This is a genomic window from Sphingomonas sp., from assembly GCF_035998645.1.
Taxonomy (GTDB): domain Bacteria; phylum Pseudomonadota; class Alphaproteobacteria; order Sphingomonadales; family Sphingomonadaceae; genus Sphingomonas.
Window position 1 is genome coordinate 420896 of record NZ_DASYHL010000005.1, and the last position, 19164, is coordinate 440059.

Here is a 19164-nt window from a genome sequence, read left to right on the forward strand (position 1 = left end):
GTGACCCACCGTTACCTGCCCGCGCTCGCCGCCCGTGCGGTGCCCCGCTACACCAGCTACCCCACCGCTGCCGAGTTCGGACCGGCGGTGGGGGCGCGGGATCAGGCCGCCGCGCTCGACGCCATTGCGCCGGGCACGCCGGTCTCGCTCTACCTCCACATCCCCTATTGCGAGCAGATCTGCTGGTATTGCGGGTGCAACACGGGGGCGGTGGGGAGGCCGCAGCGGCTCGCCGTCTATCGGGCCGCGATCGAGGCGGAGATCGCCACGGTTTCGGCGCGGATGCGGGGCCGGGTGACGGCGGTGCATTTCGGCGGGGGCAGCCCCAATGCGCTGAGCCCAACAGCTTTAGCCGAAATCTGCGGAACGCTGCGTCAGCGCTTCGACATCGCGCCGGACGCCGACTGGGCAGCGGAAATCGACCCGCGCTTCTTTGGTCGCGCCCATGCCTATGCGTTCGCACGGGCCGGGATCGGGCGGATCAGCGTCGGCGCGCAGACCTTTGCGCCGTTGGTGCAGGCCGCGATTGGTCGCATCCAGCCCTTCGCCAAGGTCGCCTCAGCCATCGCCGAGGCGCGCAGCGCCGGGATCGAGCGCATCAACCTCGATCTGATGTACGGCCTACCCGGTCAGACGCTCGACGACATCGCCGCGACGGTCGCTGCCGCACGACGGCTGGCGCCTGACCGCGTCGCGATGTTCGGCTATGCGCACCTTCCCGCAATGCTTCCGCGCCAGCGGCAGATCGACGCGACCAAATTGCCCGGCGCAGAGGCGCGCTTCTGGCAGCGCGCGCTGGCCCATGATCTGTGGGTCGAGGCAGGATATGACGCGATCGGCTTCGACCATTTCGCCCGGCGCGATGACAGTCTCGCCGTCGCAGCACGGGCAGAGGCACTCCGCCGCAATTTTCAGGGCTTCACCGACGATCGCGCCACGAAGCTGATCGGCCTTGGCGCATCGGCGATCAGCCAGTTCGATGGTGCGATCGTGCAGAATGAAAAGCATGTCGGTCGCTATCGCATGGCGGTGCTGGCCGGCGAGCTGGCGGGCGTTCGCGGCGTGGTGCGCGATGCCCATGATGCCGCGGCGGGCGACGCGATCGAACGCCTGCTCTGCGACGGGCGGATCGATGTCGCGGCGATCGCGGCGCGGCACAGCACCACCGCGGAGCAGCTCTGCCACGACCCGGCGCTGCTCGACGAACTGGAAGAGCAGGGCGTGATCCTTCGCGATGGGTGGAGCATCGCAGTCACACCAACCGGCGCGCCCTATGCCCGCCTCGCCGCCGCCGCGTTCGACCGCTATCGCGCGGTCAGTCGCGGCCAGTTCAGCGCGGCGGTCTGATCCGTCTACGTATCACTCCTCATAGTGACCCCCGCCCACGGGGCCTAGCCTTGCTCCCATGAAACTCGGGAGACGGGCTGTGAAGAATGTTGCCGTACTGATTCACGCCGATGCCGGCCAGGAGTCGCGGCTTCAGGCCGCGCTCGACCTGGTACGCGGGCTCCATGGGCACCTCATCGCGATCGACGTGACCGCAATGCCCCCGATCGCGGAGGACCCGGTCATCGGGCCGACGACGCTCGCCAGCTACATCAGCGAAGAACTCGCGGTGCAGGACGATAACCGCGCCCGGATCAAGGCGCGGCTGTTGATCGAGGATGCCCCCTGGACCCTTGCCGAGTGCATGGGCGACGTTGCCTCCTGTCTCGCCAGCCATACCGCGCTGACCGATCTTGTCGTCATCAACACCGTGTTCGACGGATTTCCCGGCGGCGACATGGATGGCGTGGTCGCGTCGATGCTCCGCCTCAACCGCCCGGTGCTGGCGGTGCCGAGCGCCACGCGCGGGATCGCGCTTCAGGGAACCGCGCTGGTGGCGTGGGATGGATCGGACGAATCCGACGCGGCGCTGCGTGCCGCCATCCCGATCCTCGCGCTCGCTCGCGAAGTGCGGATTCTCAGCATCGATCGCGGGTCGATCAAGCACCCGCCCGAACTGGCGGCGAGCTACCTCTCGCGCCACGGCATCCGCCCGGAAATCATGGCCGTACAGGCCGAATCCGGTCGCATCGGCCAGCAGATCCTAGCCCAGGCGTTGCGGATCGAGCCTGCGCTGATCGTGATGGGCGGCTTTGGCCATTCGCGTCTGATCGAGACGCTGTTCGGCGGGGTCACACGCGACCTGCTGCACAACAGCCCCTATCCCGTCTTCCTCGCGCAGTGAAGGAGCAGCGCCGATGACCGAGCCTCGCGATCCCGCAAGCCTGCGCCACCTGGTCGTCCTTGGACATCCCGGCCTCGACAGCTTCAATCACGCGATCGTCCGCGCCTATCGGCAAGAGGTCGAAAGCCTGCATCAGGTGGTCGAGGTCGACGACCTTTACGCGCGCAACTTCGATCCGCTGCTCCGCCGCGACGAACTGCCCGGACCCGGCTTCAAACCGCGCCCCGATGTCGCAACTTCGCTCGCGCAAATCGAAGGCGCCAGCGCGATCGTCCTCGTCTATCCGATCTGGTTCGGCATGCCGCCGGCGATGATCAAGGGCTATGTCGATCGGGTGATGGGCGCGGATTTCTCGCCCGAGGAGCTGAAGGCGCATCTGCCCAACCCGGTGCTGCGCGGCAAGCGCCTGATCATCTTCTCGACCTCGGCAGCGACGCGGCCCTGGCTGGAGGAGCGGGGACAGTGGCTCGCGCTCAAACAGGCGTTCGACACCTATCTGACCCGCGCTTTCGGCCTTGCCGATTGCCACCATGTCCATTTCGATGCGGTGGTGCCGGGGCTCGACGCGCGGTTCGTCGCGGAGCATCTGTCGATCGTCCGCCAAACCGCGCGCGAGCGGGCGACGGTGCTGCGCTATGGCGATCTTCCGCCCAAGCTGCTGCTTGAACCCAATGTTTAGGTCCGGATCAATAGAATAGAAAAGGGCGGCAAACCAACCGGTTCGCCGCCCTTTCTTGCATTAGAAGCGAAAGCCGACGCCGACGCCGGCAACGATTGGATCGATGCTGACCCGCGCGGTGTTGGTCACCGCGCCGGTGCGCAGCCGCGCGGTGGTGTCCATGTCGATATATTTGACGTCGAGGTTGAGGAACATCTTGTCATTGAGGTCGATGTCGATCCCGGCTTGAAGCGCATAGCCGAAGCTGTCGTCCAACTCGACATCGGTAGCGCCGATTGCGGTCACCAGCGCGTCACTCGCCTTGGTCGAATAGAAGATGGTGTAGTTCACCCCTGCGCCGACATAGGGGCGGACCTTCGCTTCGGGCGCAAAATGATATTGCAGCGTCAGCGTCGGCGGCAGCACCCAGGTGCTGGCCAGTTCGTCAAAGCCCGACAGCGTGCCGCGGCCCTGCGCGTCATGCTTGGTCGTCGCCAGGATCAGCTCCGCGCCGATATTGTCGGTCAGCATATAGGTGAAATCGACTTCCGGCATCACGCTGTTGCTGACACCGACTTCGCTGCCAGGGAAGCCGGGGGTCACCGGGCCGGAGCTTTCGGTCGGGGCGACGAGGATGGCGCGACCGCGTACAAGGAAATCGCCTTCCTTGGCGATTGCAGGCTGCACACCGGCCGCACAGGCCAGCACACCGATGAGGACATGGGTGGTTTTCATGGGTAGTTCCCCGATACGATCTGCGCGATGGGTGCGCGGCGGCGGCATCGGATATTGCGGCGCGCGACTGCATTGGTAGTTTTCCCAATGGGTTTTGCCCGGATGCCGGGGGCATAGGCGGGGAATGGAAATGAGCGGCGACAATGTCGAGAAGCTAGCCGCGCGGTTCATCGCGAGCGACCTCGATCGCGCGCAGTTTCTGGTCGATCCGGACGGGACTATCCGCAGCTGGAATCCCGGCGCGCAGATCCTGCTCGGCTATCCCGCCAGCGCTGCGGTCGGGCAATCGGTCGCGATGCTCTATTCACAGGCCGACGCCGCGGCCGGCAAGCCGCGCGACGATCTCGACCGCGCCGTGACCTATGGTCGCTATGCCGAGGAAGGGTGGCGGCGGCGGCAGGATGCGACCGAGTTCGCCGCGGATGCCCGGATCATCGCACTGCGCGACGACGATGGCACATTGCTCGGCTTTGGCGGGACGATCGAGGACATTACCGACCGCAAGGCCGCCGAAGCCGCGGTCGCGCGGAGCGAGTTGCACCTCCGCTCGATCCTGGCGACCGTGCCCGATGCGATGATCGTGATCGACGAGCGCGGCCAGATGCTGTCGTTCAGCGCGGCGGCGGAACGGCTGTTCGGCTATGCTGAGGCGGAGGTCGTCGGCAGGAACATCGCGATGATGATGCCCGATGGCGATCGTCTGCGGCACGACGACTATATCGACCATTATTGCCGGACCGGAGAGCGGCGGATCATCGGCATCGGTCGCATCGTGGTCGGCAAGCGGCGCGATGGCAGCGAGTTTCCGATGGAGCTCGCGGTCGGCGAAGCCCGCAGCGCCGGGCACCGCATCTTCACCGGCTTCATCCGCGACCTGTCCGAACGCCAGCGCGCCGAGCTGCAGATGAAGGAGCTGCAATCCGAACTCGTCCATGTCTCGCGCGTGTCGGCGATGGGCACGATGGCATCGACGCTGGCGCATGAGCTCAACCAGCCGCTGACCGCGATTGCGAACTATATGGAAGCGACGCGAGACCTGATCGCGGCGGGCGAGCCGGACCTTGAGTTGCTGGGCGAGGCGGTTTCCGAATCGGCAAATGAGGCGCTGCGGGCAGGCAATATCGTGCGCCGCCTGCGCGAGTTCGTCGCGCGTGGCGAGGTCGAGAAGCGCGTCGAATCGCTGCCCCAGATGGTCGAAGACGCGACCCGGCTCGCGATGACCGGGGCGCGGGAGCGGGGGGTGAGGGGCCTCAAGGACCTCGACCCCGATGCCCGCCTCGCGCTGGTCGATCGGGTCCAGATCCAGCAGGTACTGGTCAATCTGATCCGAAACGCGGTCGAGGCGCTGGCGGACATGCCGGTGCGCGACGTCACTATTGCCACCCGCGTCCAGCCCGACGGCATGATCCGGGTCGAGGTCAGCGATACCGGCCCCGGCATCGACCCGGCGATCCGCCCGCGCCTGTTCGACGCTTTTAACACCAGCAAGCCCGACGGCCTTGGCCTTGGCCTGTCCATCTGCCGCACGATCGTCGAGGCACATGGCGGGCGCATCGCCGCCGATCCACGTCCCGGTGGCGGCACGATCCTGTGGTTCACCATTCCCAGTGCGGAGACCCAAGAATGAGCGACAAGCCGCTGATCCACCTGATCGACGACGAGGATGCCGTGCGGCGTTCGGCGAGCTTCCTGCTCAAGACCTCGGGCTATGACGTCCGTGCCTATTCCTCGGGTGTGGAATTCCTCCGGGAGGCGCGGCATCCCGACCCCGGGTGCATCCTGCTGGATATCCGCATGCCGGAGATGGACGGGCTGGAGGTCCAGCGCGAACTGAACGCGCGCGGCATCGCGCTCCCGGTGATCGTGCTGACCGGCCATGGCGACGTCGTAACCGCCGTGACCGCGATGAAGCAGGGCGCGCTCGACTTCCTCGAAAAGCCGTTTGAAAAGTCACTTTTGCTCGCGGCGCTTGATCGCGGGTTTGAACGGCTCGGCCGCGCCGGCAATGCCGAGGTGGAAGGGCAGGAGGCCGCGGTGCGAATCGCTGCGCTGACCGCTCGCGAGCGTGACGTGCTGCGCGGGCTGGTCGCCGGCAATCCGAACAAGACGATCGCCTATGACCTGGGCATCTCGCCGCGCACGGTCGAGGTGCATCGCGCCAACCTGATGACCAAGCTGGAGGTGCGGAGCCTGTCCGAAGCGCTGCGCATCGCCTTTGCGGCGGGGCTCAGCGTCGACAACTAAGGATATTTCCGGAAGGCGAAGCGCGGGCGGGCGCGGCATGTTGCGTCCAAATGGATCAGCCTGCCCCCAATCCCTCTGCTGGACATGAAGTCGACGCCGCACTGGCGATCGCGCTGGTCGATCCGGACGATGTGTCGCGCCGGGCGCTGTATCTGATGCTGTCGGGGCAGCGCCATCGGGTCCGCTCCTATGACAGCGCCGCGACGCTGGCCGAGGATCCCAAGGCGGTTGAGGCGGACTGGCTGATCATATCGGTGCGCGCGGGCGTCGAGAGCCTGGCTGCGGTCGGGCGGCTGCGGTTTCGCGGGTGGCGCGGGCGGCTCGCGGTGATCGCCGATGCGGCCGCCGTGCCCGAGCGTGACGGGTTGATGATCGGCCCCCGCGACCTGATCCTGGCCCATCCGGTCGCGCCGCACGCGTGGCGGATTGGCCTTTCGGGGCCGGTTTAGCGGGGTTTCGACCCGGCTTTTGCGGGATTCTGCACCATAAACGGCATCGCCCTTGCCCCCGGCACCTGCATTGCTATAGACGCGCCCGACCTGCGGTGTCCTGAATGCGGGCGTGGCGGAACTGGTAGACGCGCTGGTTTTAGGTACCAGTATCGAAAGATGTGGGGGTTCGAGTCCCTTCGCCCGCACCAGTTTCCGCCCGGCGCGCATGGTGGATGCCGCGATACCGATTCCACTTCCAGAGCAGGAAGCCCGTTAGAATGCAGACCGTTGAGACGTTGAACGAAGGCCTCAAGCGCGCCTACACCCTGAAAATCACCGCCAAGGATATCGACAGCCGCGTCGATGCCGAAGTGAAGCGCGTGGCCCCGCAGATTCGCATGCCCGGCTTCCGCCCCGGCAAGGTGCCGACCAACCTGGTCCGCAAGATGCACGGTGAGGCGCTGACCCAGGACGCGCTGAACACGACGATTCAGGAAGGCGTGCAGAAGCTGATCGCCGAGCACAAGCTGCGTCCTGCGATGCAGCCGTCGGTGAGCCTCGAGGGCGAATTCGCTCCGGGCAGCGACGCCGAGGTGAAGGTCGAGCTGGAAGTCCTGCCCGACGTTCCCACCCCGTCGATCGACGGCCTGAAGCTTGAGCGTCTGATCGTCCCGGTCAGCGACGAAGCGGTCGATGCGCAGATCATGCAGATCGCCGGTCAGCAAAAGTCATGGGAAGACGCCAAGGCTAGCTATAAGGCGAAGCAGGGCGACCAGGTCACGATGGATTTCGTCGGCAAGGTCGACGGCGTCGCATTTGATGGCGGCACCGGCGAGGGCATGGCGATCGAAATCGGCTCGGGCCGTCTGATCCCGGGCTTCGAGGACCAAATCGTCGGCGTGAAGGCTGGCGATGAAAAGCAGATCGAAGTGAACTTCCCCGAGGATTACGGCGTCGACACGCTGGCCGGCAAGCCGGCGACGTTCGACCTCAAGATCACCGCGGTGAAGGTTTCGGGCGAAGTGAAGGTCGACGAAGACCTTGCCAAGAATCTCGGCCTTGAGAGCCTCGATCAGCTGCGCGGCATCCTGCGCGGCCAGATGGAGAATGAGACCGGCGGCCTCACGCGCACGTACATGAAGCGCAAGCTGCTCGATCAGCTCGCCGCTGGCCATGACTTCCCGGTCCCGCCGTCGATGGTCGAAGCCGAGTTCCAGCAGATCTGGGCGCAGCTTCAGCACGAAGCCGGCCATGAGGAAGATCCCGAAGCGGCGAAGGCCGATCTCGAAAAGGAAGTCGGCGATTACCGCGCTATTGCCGAGCGCCGCGTGCGCCTTGGCCTGTTGCTGTCGGAAATCGGCCAGGCGAATGGCGTTGAAGTGACCCAGGCGGAAATGAACCGCCTGATCGCTCAGGCGGCACAGCAGTATCGCCCGGAAGACCAGCAGCGCTTCTTCCAGTATATCCAGCAGGAGCCGATGGCCGCCGCCCAGCTGCGCGCCCCGCTCTATGAGGACAAGGTCGTCGACTTCCTGTTCGGCACCGCCGAAATCAGCGAGCGCGAAGTGACCCGCGAGGAGCTGGAAGCTGCGATCGAGAGCGAGGAAGGCGCGGTGCCGCACGTCCATGGCCCGGACTGCAACCACGACCATGATCACGACCACAAGCCCGCGAAGAAGGCCAAGGCGAAGAAGGCCGACGAGCCCGCCGCTGAGCCCGCTGCCGAAGACGTGAAGCCGGCGAAGAAGGCGAAGGCCAAGGCGGAAGAGGCTCCGGCCGAGGACGCCGAAGCGCCTGCGAAGAAGGCCCCGGCCAAGAAGGCCGCCAAGGCTGACGACGCGGAGGCTGAAGCGCCGAAGAAGAAGGCTCCTGCGAAGAAGAAGGCGGATTGAATCCGCTGACTCATCGGGACCCCGGCCCGCCCTTAACGGGTTGTGCCGGGGTCCACGGTGCCGCACACTGAGCGCTAGAGGCTCTCGCGATCCGCTCAGCCTCCCGGTGGACCCCGGAACAAGTCCGGGGTGACGTAGTGGGGAATGGCGTGACCGAGCCGCGCATCGCAGTAATCCTGCCCTGCTATAACGAGGAAGCCGCGATCGCGCAGACGGTCGCGGGTTTCCGCGCGGCGCTCCCTGTTGCCGCGATCTATGTCTATGACAACAACAGCGCCGACCGGACGGTCGAAGTCGCGCGTGCGGCGGGGGCGATCGTCCGTACCGAGCGGATGCAAGGCAAGGGCAATGTCGTGCGTCGCATGTTCGCCGATGTCGATGCCGACATCTATGTCATGGCCGATGGCGACGCGACCTATGACGCAACCGCCGCGCCGGCGATGATCGCGAAGATGCTAGGCGAGGGGCTCGACATGGTCGTTGGTACCCGCATCCATGAAGCCGCCGACGCCTATCGCCGCGGCCATGTGCTCGGCAATCGCGCGATGACCGGGCTGCTCGCGCGGTTGTTCGGGCGCAGCTTTACCGACATTTTCTCGGGCTATCGGGTGTTTTCACGGCGCTTCGTGAAGAGCTTCCCGGTGCTGTCCGCCGGGTTCGAGATCGAGACCGAGATCAGCGTCCACGCGCTCGAACTCAAGATGCCGGTGGGGGAGGTGGAGACCCGCTATCTCGCACGACCCGAGGGCTCGGCGTCGAAGCTGTCGACCTATCGCGACGGCGCGCGGATCGCGCGGACCATTTTGACGCTGTACCGGATCGAAAAGCCGATCCTGTTCTTTGGCATCGTCGCGGTGGCGCTGTCGGCGCTGGCGGTGTTGCTCGCCGTGCCGCTGGTGGTGACCTATATGGAAACCGGGCTGGTCCCGCGCTTCCCGACCGCGATCCTCGCGACTGGCCTCGTGATTCTGGCGGCGCTCAGCAGCTTTGCGGGGTTGATCCTCGATACCGTGGTGCGTGGCCGGCGGGAAATGCGGCGGCTGGCGTATCTGGCGCAGCCATCCCCGGCGAACCTCTAGCGGAACGTCACGCCGCCAGCTTTTCCAGCGCGATGCCCAGTTCGTCGATCAGGAATTCCTCGACCGCCGCCTCGATCATCGCGCGCGTTTCGCGGTTCGGCGCTTCGACCCAGCCAGCGATCCGCAGCGCACCGACGACGGGCGCGACCTTCCAGCGGACCTCCCCCTCGCTAACGCTGATCTGACCATCTGTGAACTGGTGCGCGATATCGAGCGCATGCAGGCGACGCGACAGCCGGGCAACTGCCTCGGACGACTCGATTCCGTTCCACGCGGCAAAGGCGAAGTCGAAATGATCGCGCTCGGGTGCCGGCTCAGCCGCGCGCCGCGCCACTTCGGGGGCGGCGACACGCCCGCGGCGTGCGCGGAGGAAGATGTGGGAGAACATCGTCAGGACGATGGCGGTAAAGGGAAACAATGCGATGGCAATGACCAGCGCGATGCCAAACGTCGCATCGTTGAACCCACCCGCACCGAACAGCGGCCCGAGCCCCACGGCAGCGAATGCCGCGTAGAGCAGGGCAAAAACGATCATGGTGCGCATATCCTGGCGCATCGGCGCCCCTTTCGACTCCCGGTTCGGATCGACCGTGACAGACAAGGGTTCAGAAATGGTTGCTGCGCCCCCCACGCTCCCCCGTTCACCCTCTTCCCCCCTTGCGCCGCGCGATGCGAGCGCCGATGTAGTCGCTGGGCAAAAACAGATTTGACGAGAACATCCCACATGCACCCCCTTGCCGGTAACCTGACCCCCGACGGCTTTACGCGCGACCCCATCACCAATGCGCTGGTGCCGATTGTCATTGAACAGTCGAGCCGTGGCGAGCGCAGCTTCGACATCTTCTCGCGCCTGCTGCGCGAGCGGATCATCTTCATCACCGGCGGGGTTGAGGACCATATGGCCTCGCTGATCACCGCCCAGCTGCTCTTCCTCGAGTCCGAGAACCCGAAGAAGGACATCTGGATGTACATCAACTCGCCGGGTGGCGTGGTGACCGCCGGCATGGCGATCCACGACACCATGCAGTATATCCGTCCGCGCGTCGGCACGGTGTGCATCGGCCAGGCCGCGTCGATGGGCAGCTTCCTGCTCGCCGCGGGTGAGCCGGGGCTGCGCGTCGCGCTGACCAACGCACGCATCATGATCCACCAGCCTTCGGGCGGGGCGCAGGGCATGGCATCTGACATCCAGATCCAGGCCAAGGAAATCCAGCGCATCAAGGATCGGATGAACGGCCTGTACGTCAAGTACACCGGCCAGCCGCTGGAGCGGATCGAATCGGCGATGGATCGCGACACCTTCCTTGAGGCCGATGAGGCCAAGGCGTTCGGCCTGGTCGATGAAGTGTACGAAAAGCGCCCGCAACCGGCTGACACCGACGGCGCGGCGTCTTAAGCTGACGCTCACCCTTGCCGGGGTAACAGGCGAAATTGGATTGCCGGGAACTGTCCCGGGTGTAGGATGCCGGGCTGCGTAATCGGCCCGGCACGCAAAGGAAGACTGAATGACGAAGCTCAGCGGCGGCGATTCGAAAAGCACGCTCTACTGCTCGTTCTGCGGCAAGTCGCAGCACGAAGTGCGCAAGCTGATCGCTGGCCCCACCGTGTTCATCTGCGACGAGTGCGTTGAACTCTGCAACGATATCATTCGTGAAGAGACCAAGTCGGCACTGGTCAGCAAGAAGGACGGTGGCGTCCCGACCCCGCAGGAAATCTGCGACGTGCTGGACGATTATGTCATCGGGCAGAAGCGGGCGAAGCGCGTCCTCTCGGTGGCGGTGCACAACCACTACAAGCGGCTCAACCACGGTGCCAAGGGTGCCGATGTCGAGCTGAGCAAGTCCAACATCCTGCTCGTCGGCCCGACCGGCTGCGGCAAGACGTTGCTTGCCCAGACGCTCGCACGCATCCTCGACGTGCCGTTCACGATGGCTGACGCGACCACGCTGACCGAAGCTGGCTATGTCGGCGAGGATGTCGAGAACATCATCCTCAAGCTGCTCCAGGCGTCGGATTACAACGTCGAGCGGGCACAGCGCGGCATCGTCTATATCGACGAGATCGACAAGATCAGCCGCAAGGCGGAGAACCCGTCGATCACCCGCGACGTGTCCGGTGAGGGCGTTCAGCAGGCGCTGCTCAAGCTGATGGAAGGCACCACCGCGTCGGTTCCTCCGCAGGGCGGCCGCAAGCATCCGCAGCAGGAGTTCCTGCAGGTCGACACGACCAACATCCTGTTCATCTGCGGGGGTGCGTTCAGCGGGCTTGAGAAGATTATCGGTGACCGCCTTCAGGGCAAGTCGATCGGCTTCGGCGCCTATGTCGCCGCGCCGGAGGAGCGCCGCACGGGTGAGACGCTGCGCCAGACCGAGCCGGAAGATCTGCTCAAGTTCGGCCTGATCCCCGAATTCGTCGGCCGCCTTCCGGTGGTTGCGACGCTCGAGGATCTCGACGTCGATGCGCTGATCAAGATCCTGACCGAGCCGAAGAACGCGCTGGTGAAACAGTATCAGAAGCTGTTCGAGATGGAGAATGTGAAGCTCTCCTTCACCGACGATGCGCTGGTTTCGGTCTCCAAAAAGGCGATCGAGCGCAAGACCGGCGCACGCGGCCTCCGCTCGATCCTTGAGGGCATTCTGCTCGACACCATGTTCGACCTGCCCGGCATGGACGGGGTGGACGAAGTGATGATCGACAAGGACGTGGTCGCGGGGTCGAAGGATCCGGTGCGCGTCTATGCCGCCGAAAAGAAGAAGGCGGGCGGCGCCGCCTGATCAGCGACCCTGCACGCGAATGATACGGGCGCCGGGCAACCGGCGCCCGTTTTCGTTCAGCTGCTCTTGAGGACGAACACCGGGCCAAGGTCGATGGTGTGCGCGGCGCCGCCCAGCGTCAGCGCGACATTCGCCGCCCCGGCCGGATAGTCGCCCGCAGCAACGCCCTCGATATGCACCAGCTTCCATTCGGCGGTCAGTTCGACCGATCCGGTGACGATCGCGCCATAGGGCGCCGACGCCTGTTGGATCGTTCCGGAGATCGTCGTCCGGCCCTCCGCGCCGCCCTCGGCAAGCCGCGCCCAGAATGCGAGGACCAGCCGGTCGCCCTTGGCGATGGCCCCCTTGATCGGCGATGAGGCGCCGATGTCCCATGGGTTGGTCGGCTTGGCCGGGATGGTCACCCGCATCGCGCCGCCGCCCTGCACGGCCGCATCCTTGCGCCCCTTATGCGTCTGTCCCGGCCCATGGACGGCCCAGTTGGCGCTCGGTTCGTTGAGCACCACAGGCTCCTTGGCGGATTGCCCCGCCATCACGGGCGTCGCTGCACTGAGCAGCAATAGTGCGATCATGGTCCTCATCCGCTCCCCCTCTCGATCCTGAGATTGCATCATTCATCATTACATCTACAGAATCAATATAGGACCAATAACCGGGGAGCAGCCGCATGTCCTTTCACCCAACCCGAACCGTATCGCTGATGGCCGCGCTGGTCGCACTCTCGGGACAGGCCGAACCTGCCGCGCCCCGCTATCAGCTCGTCTGGGCGGACGAGTTCGACCGCGACGGGTTGCCGGACGCGACGAAATGGAGCTGGGACACCCACGCGAACAAGGCCGGCTGGTATAATAACGAACTGCAATATTACGCGGCCGATCGGGCGGAGAATGCGCGGGTCGAGAATGGCCGCCTCATCATCACCGCGCGCCGCGAGTCCCTCACCGACCGCCCCGACCATGGCGGACAGCGCTACACATCCGCGCGCCTGATCACCAAGGGTAAGGCGGAATGGACCTATGGGATGATCGAGGTGCGCGCGAAGCTGCCGTGCGGCAAGGGTAGCTGGCCCGCCATCTGGATGCTGGGTGCCACCGCCAACTGGCCCGATGGGGGGGAGATCGACATCATGGAGCATGTCGGCAAGACGCCGGGCGACGTGTTCGGAACGATCCACACCCGTTCGACCGCCGGCACCTATGGCAATGGCGGCAAGATCCGGGTCGAGGACACCTGCACCGCATTTCACGATTATCAGATCGTCTGGACGCCCGATGCGATCAGCTTCGCGGTCGATGGCAAGGCTTATCATCGCTATCGCAATGCCGGGAGCGGCGCGGCGCAATGGCCGTTCGATCAGCCGCAATATCTGCTGCTCAACCTGGCGATCGGCGGGGCGATGGGTGGTGAGGTCGACGACGCGATCTTTCCGATCCGGTTCGAGATCGACCATGTCCGCGTCTATCAGCGCAAATGACCGAAACCCGCATAATCCACAGCTTTAACCAATTTCGTTTTCAACTGCTTAACCCGGCCTAACGCTTTCCTCTTGCTCCCGGGGCGGGTGTCAGGAGGAAATCTTGCGGTTTTACAATGCGACGCGGTTCCTGTTCCCCTCCAGCCTGCGGCTGCGGATGTTCACCATCTGCTTCATCGGCACGCACATCCCGCTGCTGACCTTTGCCGGCTGGCAATTCACCAGCGGCATGATCGACTGGCCCGACCTCGGCGTTGTCCTCGGCGCGACGTTGATCGGGACGGTCTTCACCCTGATCGGGATCGACGGGCTGCTCGCCCCGGTGCGCACGGCGACGGACGCCGTGCAGTCGCTGGAACGCGAACAGGCCGAGGCGCTGGAAGCGGTCAGCGATGGCGACATGCTGACCGAACTCCTCGCCGGGGTGACCCGCGCGAGCGAGGCGACCAAGGTCCGGGTGGCTGCACTCGACATGGCCGCGCATCGTGATCCGCTGACCGGCCTGCTCAACCGACGCGGCTTTCTTGCGCGGGCAGAGGCGGCGGGCGAGGGCGCGATCGCGCTGCTCGACCTCGATAAGTTCAAGTCGATCAACGACCAGTTCGGCCATGATGCGGGCGATGCAATCCTACAGGATTTCGCCGCCTACCTCGCCCGCGGCGTGCGCAAGGCGGATTGCGTCGGGCGCTGGGGTGGGGAGGAGTTTGCGGTGTTCTTCCCCGCCACCGAAGAGGGTGAGGCTGCCGCGATCCTTCAGCGCATCGCCCGTCGACTCGGCAACGGCCTGATCGAACGGCCCGATGGCGCGGCAGTGACCTGTTCGGGCGGCGTCGTCGCGATCGAGGGCGAACCGCTTTCGCTGGCGATGGCACGTGCCGATGCGGCGCTCTACGCCGCGAAGCGCTCGGGCCGGAACCAGCTGCGCGTCGGTGACGCGCATTTGCTGGTGGAATAGTCCCTAACGCGGCGCCTGCATCGCCTCGATCGCGGGGCTGCGGCGCAGGAGGCGGGCCATCGGGTCGATCACAACATGGGCGCTGGCCGGGACCGCGATGGTTGCGCGTCCAGCGTCCATCGCGACCCGCTGGACCACGCCGTCGATCTGAACCTCGACCGGGAGCGGGAAGGGGCCTGCGCCCGGCACCTTCCACTCCAGCGTCAGCCGGTCGCCATCACGCGTTTCCACCAGCTCCGGCAACGCCGCCGAGCGGAGATAGACGCGGTAAAACCATCCAAGGTCGCGCCCTGCGGCGGCGTTCATCAACGTCTCGAACTCCGGCGTCGTCGCAAAGCGCGGCTTGAAATTGCCCGGCTTCGGGTCAGACCGACCATAGACCAGCCGCCGCGTCGCATCGAAAAACGCCGCGTCGCCGATCAGGTAGCGCAGCGTGTGCAGTACCCACGCGCCCTTGTAGTAGATATCCGTGCCCGGGCCGCCCTTTTCGAGCTGATACACCTCGTCCGAGGTGCGCAACCGGCCCGACACCAAAGGCTGGCGATTGAGGATGCCCTTGCGCTGCTCCGCCATCATCGCGGCATAGCGCGCCTCCCCCTCGCGCCACTGGCCGTATAGCGGCTGCATGTACTGGCCATAGCCCTCGTGCAGCCAGAAATCGTCCCAATCGGCGGCGGTCATCTGGTTGCCGAACCATTCATGCGCCAGCTCGTGGTGGAACAGCCAGTCGAACCCGGTCGCGTCCTTGCGATAGTCGTTGCCATAGGCGTTAACCGTCTGATGCTCCATGCCCAGATGCGGCGTCTCGACCACGCCCAGCTTCTCATGCGCGAACGGGAAGGGGCCGATCATCGCTTCGTAGAAATCGAGCGTCGGCGCGAATTCGGCAAACAGCCCGGCGGCCTGCTTGTCCTTCCCCGTCAGGTGCCACAGGTGCAGCGGCACGCTGTTCCCGAACTTGCTGGCGTAGCCGCCCTTGATCTCGCGATACGGGCCGATGTTGATCGCAACGAGATAGGGGTTGATGGTCTTCGCTTCCCAGTTCCAGCGGCGCACGCCCCCCTTCATCGGGTCGATCGAGCGCAGAACGCCGTTGGAGATCGCGGACACCCCGTCGGGCGCGATGATCCCGATCCGCATTGACGGAACTTCGCCAGCCGGGAAATCGAGGCACGGCCAGAACAGGTCGCAGCCATAGCCCTGTGCCGTGGTCGCCACCCACGGCTTGCCCTGCCAGCTCGACCAGACGAAACCGTCGTCCCACGGTGCGTTCACCGCCTCGTGCGGTCGCCCGGCATAGGCGATGCGCGCGATGACCTTGCCGCCCGCCGCAACGGGCGTTGGAAGGTCGATGGTCAAACGCCCCTCGGGATTGCGCCATGCACCTTTGGCAAGCGGCTTTCCGTCGATCGCCACCGCAGAGACATGGAAATTCTTGTCGAGATCGATCAGCAGCCGCGTCTGTCGCATGCTGGTGCTCAGCGTCAGTGTCGCGGTCCCCGCCAGATATTTGCGTGCCGCGTCCACCTCCAGGTCGAGATCGACATGCTCCAACCGCAACGCCGCCCGCTCGGGCTCGATCTCGCCGCCGGATCGCTCGGTCAGCGCGGTGATCGGCGGCTCGCCCTTTTGCGCCAGCGCCGGCGCGGGGAGGGCGATCAGCGCAAGCGCGGCAAACACTGCATTGATGCGATGCGCGCGATCCCCATATAGTTGGACGAATCTGTCCCCTGTGGGCAGCACCGGAGTGTTCATGAAGTCTTCCTATCCAGTCCTGCCGCTGCGCGACATCGTCGTGTTCCCGCATATGATCGTGCCGCTGTTCGTCGGGCGCGACAAGTCGGTCGCTGCCCTTGAGGCGGCGATGGCCGACGACAAGGAAATTTTCCTCGTCGCCCAGCTCGATCCGGCCAATGACGATCCCGGCCGCGACGACCTGTACGACACCGGCGTGTCGGCCGAGGTGATGCAGCTGCTCAAGCTGCCCGATGGCACCGTGCGCGTGCTGGTCGCGGGCAAGGAGCGCGGCAAGCTCGAGACGATGGCGGAGAAGGACGGCTATCTCACCGCCACCGTGACCCCGGTTGAGCAGAAGCCGGCCGAAGGGACGCAGGTTCAGGCGCTGATGCGCTCGGTCGTCGAGCAGTTCGAGAATTACGCCAAGCTCAACCGCAAGCTGCCCGCTGAAACCGCCGTCCAGCTCGGCGAGATCGAAGAAGCCTCGCGCCTCGCCGATGCGGTCGCGGGCAACATCGCGGTCAAGGTCGCCGACAAGCAGAGCCTGCTGGTCGAGGACGATCCCCAGAAGCGCCTCGAAATGGTGTTCGCCTTCATGGAGGGCGAACTGGGTGTGCTGCAGGTCGAAAAGAAGATCCGCTCGCGCGTGAAGCGCCAGATGGAGAAGACCCAACGCGAATATTATCTCAACGAACAGCTCAAGGCGATCCAGCGCGAGCTGGGTAATGAGGGCGAGGAAGGCGAGGGTGACGAGGTCGCCGAGCTGACCCAGAAGATCGCCACGCTCAAGCTGTCCAAGGAAGCGCGCGGCAAGGCGCAGGCTGAGCTCAAGAAGCTCAAGACCATGGCGCCGATGAGCGCAGAGGCGACCGTCGTGCGCAACTATCTCGATGTGCTGCTGGGCTTGCCCTGGGGCAAGAAGTCGAAGCTGAAAAAGGATCTGGTCGAGGCCGAAGGGGTGCTCGACGCGGATCATTATGGCTTGGAAAAGGTCAAGGACCGGATCATCGAGTATCTTGCGGTGCAGGCGCGCACCAACAAGCTCAAGGGACCGATCCTGTGCCTCGTCGGCCCTCCCGGCGTCGGTAAGACCAGCCTCGGCAAGTCGATCGCCAAGGCGACCGGGCGCGAGTTCATCCGCCAATCGCTCGGCGGTGTGCGCGACGAGGCCGAGATTCGCGGCCACCGCCGCACCTATATCGGCTCGCTGCCGGGCAAGATCGTCACCAACCTCAAAAAGGCCGGCACCAGCAACCCGCTGTTCCTGCTCGATGAGATCGACAAGCTCGGTCAGGATTTCCGCGGCGATCCCGCTTCGGCGCTGCTCGAGGTGCTCGACCCGGAGCAGAACGGCAAGTTCCAGGATCATTATCTCGAGATCGATGTCGACCTGTCAGACATCATGTTCGTGACCACGGCGAACTCGCTGAACCTGCCCCAGCCGTTGCTCGACCGCATGGAGATCATCCGGCTCGAGGGTTACACCGAGGATGAAAAGGTCGAGATCGCCAAGGGCCATCTGATCGCCAAGCAGATCGACGCGCACGGCCTTAAGGACGGCGAGTTCGAACTGACCGAGGGCGGGCTGCGCGACCTGATCCGCTATTACACGCGTGAGGCGGGCGTGCGTACGCTGGAGCGTGAGATCGCCAAGCTCGCGCGCAAGGCGCTGCGCCGCATCCTTGAGGGCAAGGTCGAGAGCGTCATCGTGACGCCCGAAAACCTCCATGAGTTCGCGGGCGTGCGGAAGTATCGCTTTGGCATCGGCGAAGAGGAGCATCAGATCGGCGCCGTCACCGGGCTGGCCTGGACCGAAGTCGGCGGCGAATTGCTGACGATCGAAAGCGTCACCGTGCCTGGCAAGGGTGCGATCAAGACGACCGGCAAGATCGGCGACGTGATGAAGGAGAGCGTCGAGGCGGCGTTCAGCTTCATCCGCGCGCGCAGTCCCAGCTACGGCATCAAGCCGAGCATCTTCGCGCGCAAGGACATCCACGTCCATCTGCCCGAAGGCGCAGTGCCCAAGGACGGACCGTCGGCGGGCATCGGTCTGGTCACCTCGATCGTCTCGACCCTGACTGGCGTGCCGGTGCGCAAGGATGTGGCGATGACGGGTGAAGTCACGCTGCGCGGCCGCGTGCTGCCGATCGGCGGCCTCAAGGAAAAGCTGCTCGCTGCGCTGCGTGGCGGGATCACCACGGTGCTGATCCCGGCGGAGAATGAGAAGGATCTGGCAGAGATTCCCGCGAATATCCGTGAGGGCCTGACGATCATTCCGGTCGCGCATGTCGATGAGGTGCTCAAGCTCGCGCTGACTGAGCCGTTGACCGCGATCGAATGGACCGAGGCTGAGGATCTGGCGGTGTTGCCGCCGGCAGCGACGCCTGATCCGCTGCGTCACTGATGGTTGAGCGCGGATAGAGTCACTTTTTCCGCGCTTTGCCCGTCATTGCACCGCTTTCCGCTTTACAGCGAGGCGCGGACGCGTTTTGCTGTCCCACCGGCGCTTTGCCGCCGAGCGATTTTCAAAACACGCCTAACAATAAAAGCAGGGGTTCAAAGGGCATGAACAAACAGGAACTGATCGCCACGGTCGCTGACACCGCTGGCCTCGGCAAGGGGGACGCCAGCAAGGCTGTCGAGGCCGTGTTCGACGCGGTCACCGCGGCGCTTAAGAAGGGCGACGAAGTCCGCCTCGTCGGGTTCGGCACGTTCTCGGTGTCGAAGCGCAAGGCGTCGACCGGCCGCAACCCGCGCACCGGCGAGCCGATGACGATCAAGGCGTCGTCACAGCCGAAGTTCAAGGCCGGCAAAGGCCTCAAGGACGCAGTCAACTAAAAGGGGCGCGACGGGGCTGGACAAGCCGGTTCCGTCCCCTTAGAGGCTCCGCTCCCCGGACCGTTTCGGGGAGTTCCGATCCGTCGGAGCCGCTGGAAAAGCCTTTCGGGGCGATCC

Annotated in this window: 18 protein-coding genes and 1 tRNA gene; 15 read left to right on the forward strand and 4 right to left on the reverse strand. The window is 65.1% G+C overall.

What is annotated here, in order from left to right:
• The 3 genes from hemN to VGN66_RS15670 all read left to right on the forward strand — a co-directional run bounded on the left by hemN (position 1) and on the right by VGN66_RS15670 (position 2909).
• The gene (hemN, locus tag VGN66_RS15660) at positions 1 to 1347 is read left to right on the forward strand and encodes an oxygen-independent coproporphyrinogen III oxidase (protein ID WP_327519739.1); all 1347 of its coding nucleotides are present in this window, start codon (positions 1 to 3) and stop codon (positions 1345 to 1347) included.
• Between the two features lie 79 nt (positions 1348 to 1426).
• On the forward strand, positions 1427 to 2230 hold the full coding sequence (locus tag VGN66_RS15665) for a universal stress protein (RefSeq protein WP_327519740.1): 804 nt from the start codon (positions 1427 to 1429) through the stop codon (positions 2228 to 2230).
• Positions 2231 to 2243: 13 nt separating this feature from the next.
• Positions 2244 to 2909 carry an NAD(P)H-dependent oxidoreductase gene (locus VGN66_RS15670; protein WP_224920037.1) on the forward strand — a complete coding sequence of 222 codons (666 nt, stop codon included), beginning with the start codon at positions 2244 to 2246 and terminating at the stop codon, positions 2907 to 2909.
• Positions 2910 to 2969: 60 nt separating this feature from the next.
• Here the strand turns inward: VGN66_RS15670 and VGN66_RS15675 are convergent, their stop codons facing one another.
• A complete protein-coding gene (locus VGN66_RS15675; RefSeq protein ID WP_327519741.1) occupies positions 2970 to 3623 on the reverse strand; it encodes an OmpW family protein in 654 nt (217 codons plus the stop codon).
• A gap of 130 nt (positions 3624 to 3753) precedes the next feature.
• On the opposite strand from VGN66_RS15675, the gene VGN66_RS15680 reads away from it, so the two are divergent.
• From VGN66_RS15680 to VGN66_RS15705, 6 genes are all read left to right on the forward strand, one after another.
• Entirely contained in the window at positions 3754 to 5250 is a 1497-nt protein-coding gene (locus VGN66_RS15680) for a PAS domain S-box protein (protein WP_327519742.1), read from the forward strand.
• On the forward strand, positions 5247 to 5867 hold the full coding sequence (locus tag VGN66_RS15685; protein ID WP_327519743.1) for a response regulator transcription factor: 621 nt from the start codon (positions 5247 to 5249) through the stop codon (positions 5865 to 5867). The genes VGN66_RS15680 and VGN66_RS15685 overlap by 4 nt, the downstream gene beginning before the upstream one ends.
• 50 nt (positions 5868 to 5917) lie before the next feature.
• The gene (locus tag VGN66_RS15690; RefSeq protein ID WP_327519744.1) at positions 5918 to 6316 is read left to right on the forward strand and encodes a hypothetical protein; all 399 of its coding nucleotides are present in this window, start codon (positions 5918 to 5920) and stop codon (positions 6314 to 6316) included.
• A 106-nt stretch (positions 6317 to 6422) separates the two neighbouring features.
• A tRNA-Leu gene (locus VGN66_RS15695) sits at positions 6423 to 6507 on the forward strand.
• 69 nt (positions 6508 to 6576) lie between these two features.
• Positions 6577 to 8190, forward strand: a complete 1614-nt coding sequence (gene tig, locus VGN66_RS15700; protein ID WP_327519745.1) for a trigger factor — start codon at positions 6577 to 6579, stop codon at positions 8188 to 8190.
• A 149-nt stretch (positions 8191 to 8339) separates the two neighbouring features.
• On the forward strand, positions 8340 to 9269 hold the full coding sequence (locus tag VGN66_RS15705) for a glycosyltransferase family 2 protein (protein WP_327519746.1): 930 nt from the start codon (positions 8340 to 8342) through the stop codon (positions 9267 to 9269).
• Between the two features lie 7 nt (positions 9270 to 9276).
• Here the strand turns inward: VGN66_RS15705 and VGN66_RS15710 are convergent, their stop codons facing one another.
• On the reverse strand, positions 9277 to 9804 hold the full coding sequence (locus tag VGN66_RS15710; RefSeq protein WP_327519747.1) for a hypothetical protein: 528 nt from the start codon (positions 9802 to 9804) through the stop codon (positions 9277 to 9279).
• Positions 9805 to 9993: 189 nt separating this feature from the next.
• On the opposite strand from VGN66_RS15710, the gene VGN66_RS15715 reads away from it, so the two are divergent.
• Both VGN66_RS15715 and clpX read left to right on the forward strand, forming a co-directional pair.
• Entirely contained in the window at positions 9994 to 10665 is a 672-nt protein-coding gene (locus tag VGN66_RS15715) for an ATP-dependent Clp protease proteolytic subunit (RefSeq protein ID WP_224920045.1), read from the forward strand.
• Positions 10666 to 10774: 109 nt separating this feature from the next.
• Positions 10775 to 12043 carry an ATP-dependent Clp protease ATP-binding subunit ClpX gene (gene clpX / locus VGN66_RS15720; RefSeq protein WP_224920046.1) on the forward strand — a complete coding sequence of 423 codons (1269 nt, stop codon included), beginning with the start codon at positions 10775 to 10777 and terminating at the stop codon, positions 12041 to 12043.
• A 56-nt stretch (positions 12044 to 12099) separates the two neighbouring features.
• Here the strand turns inward: clpX and VGN66_RS15725 are convergent, their stop codons facing one another.
• A complete protein-coding gene (locus tag VGN66_RS15725) occupies positions 12100 to 12615 on the reverse strand; it encodes a hypothetical protein (RefSeq protein WP_327519748.1) in 516 nt (171 codons plus the stop codon).
• Between the two features lie 95 nt (positions 12616 to 12710).
• Here VGN66_RS15725 and VGN66_RS15730 point away from each other — a divergent pair, with 95 nt between their 5' ends.
• Together VGN66_RS15730 and VGN66_RS15735 are read left to right on the forward strand one after the other, a co-directional pair.
• Positions 12711 to 13517 carry a glycoside hydrolase family 16 protein gene (locus VGN66_RS15730; protein ID WP_327519749.1) on the forward strand — a complete coding sequence of 269 codons (807 nt, stop codon included), beginning with the start codon at positions 12711 to 12713 and terminating at the stop codon, positions 13515 to 13517.
• A gap of 103 nt (positions 13518 to 13620) precedes the next feature.
• A complete protein-coding gene (locus VGN66_RS15735; protein ID WP_327519750.1) occupies positions 13621 to 14472 on the forward strand; it encodes a GGDEF domain-containing protein in 852 nt (283 codons plus the stop codon).
• Between the two features lie 3 nt (positions 14473 to 14475).
• Here the strand turns inward: VGN66_RS15735 and VGN66_RS15740 are convergent, their stop codons facing one another.
• Positions 14476 to 16227, reverse strand: a complete 1752-nt coding sequence (locus VGN66_RS15740; RefSeq protein WP_327519751.1) for a M1 family metallopeptidase — start codon at positions 16225 to 16227, stop codon at positions 14476 to 14478.
• On the opposite strand from VGN66_RS15740, the gene lon reads away from it, so the two are divergent.
• Positions 16226 to 18613, forward strand: coding sequence for an endopeptidase La (gene lon, locus VGN66_RS15745; protein ID WP_327519752.1), 2388 nt, complete (start codon positions 16226 to 16228; stop codon positions 18611 to 18613). The two genes, VGN66_RS15740 and lon, sit on opposite strands and share 2 nt — an antisense overlap.
• Before the next feature lie 161 nt (positions 18614 to 18774).
• Complete coding sequence (locus tag VGN66_RS15750) at positions 18775 to 19047, forward strand: HU family DNA-binding protein (RefSeq protein WP_066656000.1); 273 nt, start codon at positions 18775 to 18777, stop codon at positions 19045 to 19047.
• Positions 19048 to 19164 lie beyond the last annotated feature (117 nt).

Bases quoted from the DNA above. Each gene is read 5' to 3' on its own strand.
- VGN66_RS15710 (WP_327519747.1), bottom strand. From the start codon at position 9,804: ATGATCGTTTTTGCCCTGCTCTACGCGGCATTCGCTGCCGTGGGGCTC.
- VGN66_RS15685 (WP_327519743.1), top strand. From the start codon at position 5,247: ATGAGCGACAAGCCGCTGATCCACCTGATCGACGACGAGGATGCCGTG.
- VGN66_RS15730 (WP_327519749.1), top strand. From the start codon at position 12,711: ATGTCCTTTCACCCAACCCGAACCGTATCGCTGATGGCCGCGCTGGTC.
- VGN66_RS15675 (WP_327519741.1), bottom strand. From the start codon at position 3,623: ATGAAAACCACCCATGTCCTCATCGGTGTGCTGGCCTGTGCGGCCGGT.
- VGN66_RS15725 (WP_327519748.1), bottom strand. From the start codon at position 12,615: ATGATCGCACTATTGCTGCTCAGTGCAGCGACGCCCGTGATGGCGGGG.
- VGN66_RS15690 (WP_327519744.1), top strand. From the start codon at position 5,918: ATGGATCAGCCTGCCCCCAATCCCTCTGCTGGACATGAAGTCGACGCC.
- tig (WP_327519745.1), top strand. From the start codon at position 6,577: ATGCAGACCGTTGAGACGTTGAACGAAGGCCTCAAGCGCGCCTACACC.
- VGN66_RS15750 (WP_066656000.1), top strand. From the start codon at position 18,775: ATGAACAAACAGGAACTGATCGCCACGGTCGCTGACACCGCTGGCCTC.
- VGN66_RS15680 (WP_327519742.1), top strand. From the start codon at position 3,754: ATGAGCGGCGACAATGTCGAGAAGCTAGCCGCGCGGTTCATCGCGAGC.
- clpX (WP_224920046.1), top strand. From the start codon at position 10,775: ATGACGAAGCTCAGCGGCGGCGATTCGAAAAGCACGCTCTACTGCTCG.
- lon (WP_327519752.1), top strand. From the start codon at position 16,226: ATGAAGTCTTCCTATCCAGTCCTGCCGCTGCGCGACATCGTCGTGTTC.
- VGN66_RS15740 (WP_327519751.1), bottom strand. From the start codon at position 16,227: ATGAACACTCCGGTGCTGCCCACAGGGGACAGATTCGTCCAACTATAT.
- VGN66_RS15715 (WP_224920045.1), top strand. From the start codon at position 9,994: ATGCACCCCCTTGCCGGTAACCTGACCCCCGACGGCTTTACGCGCGAC.
- VGN66_RS15670 (WP_224920037.1), top strand. From the start codon at position 2,244: ATGACCGAGCCTCGCGATCCCGCAAGCCTGCGCCACCTGGTCGTCCTT.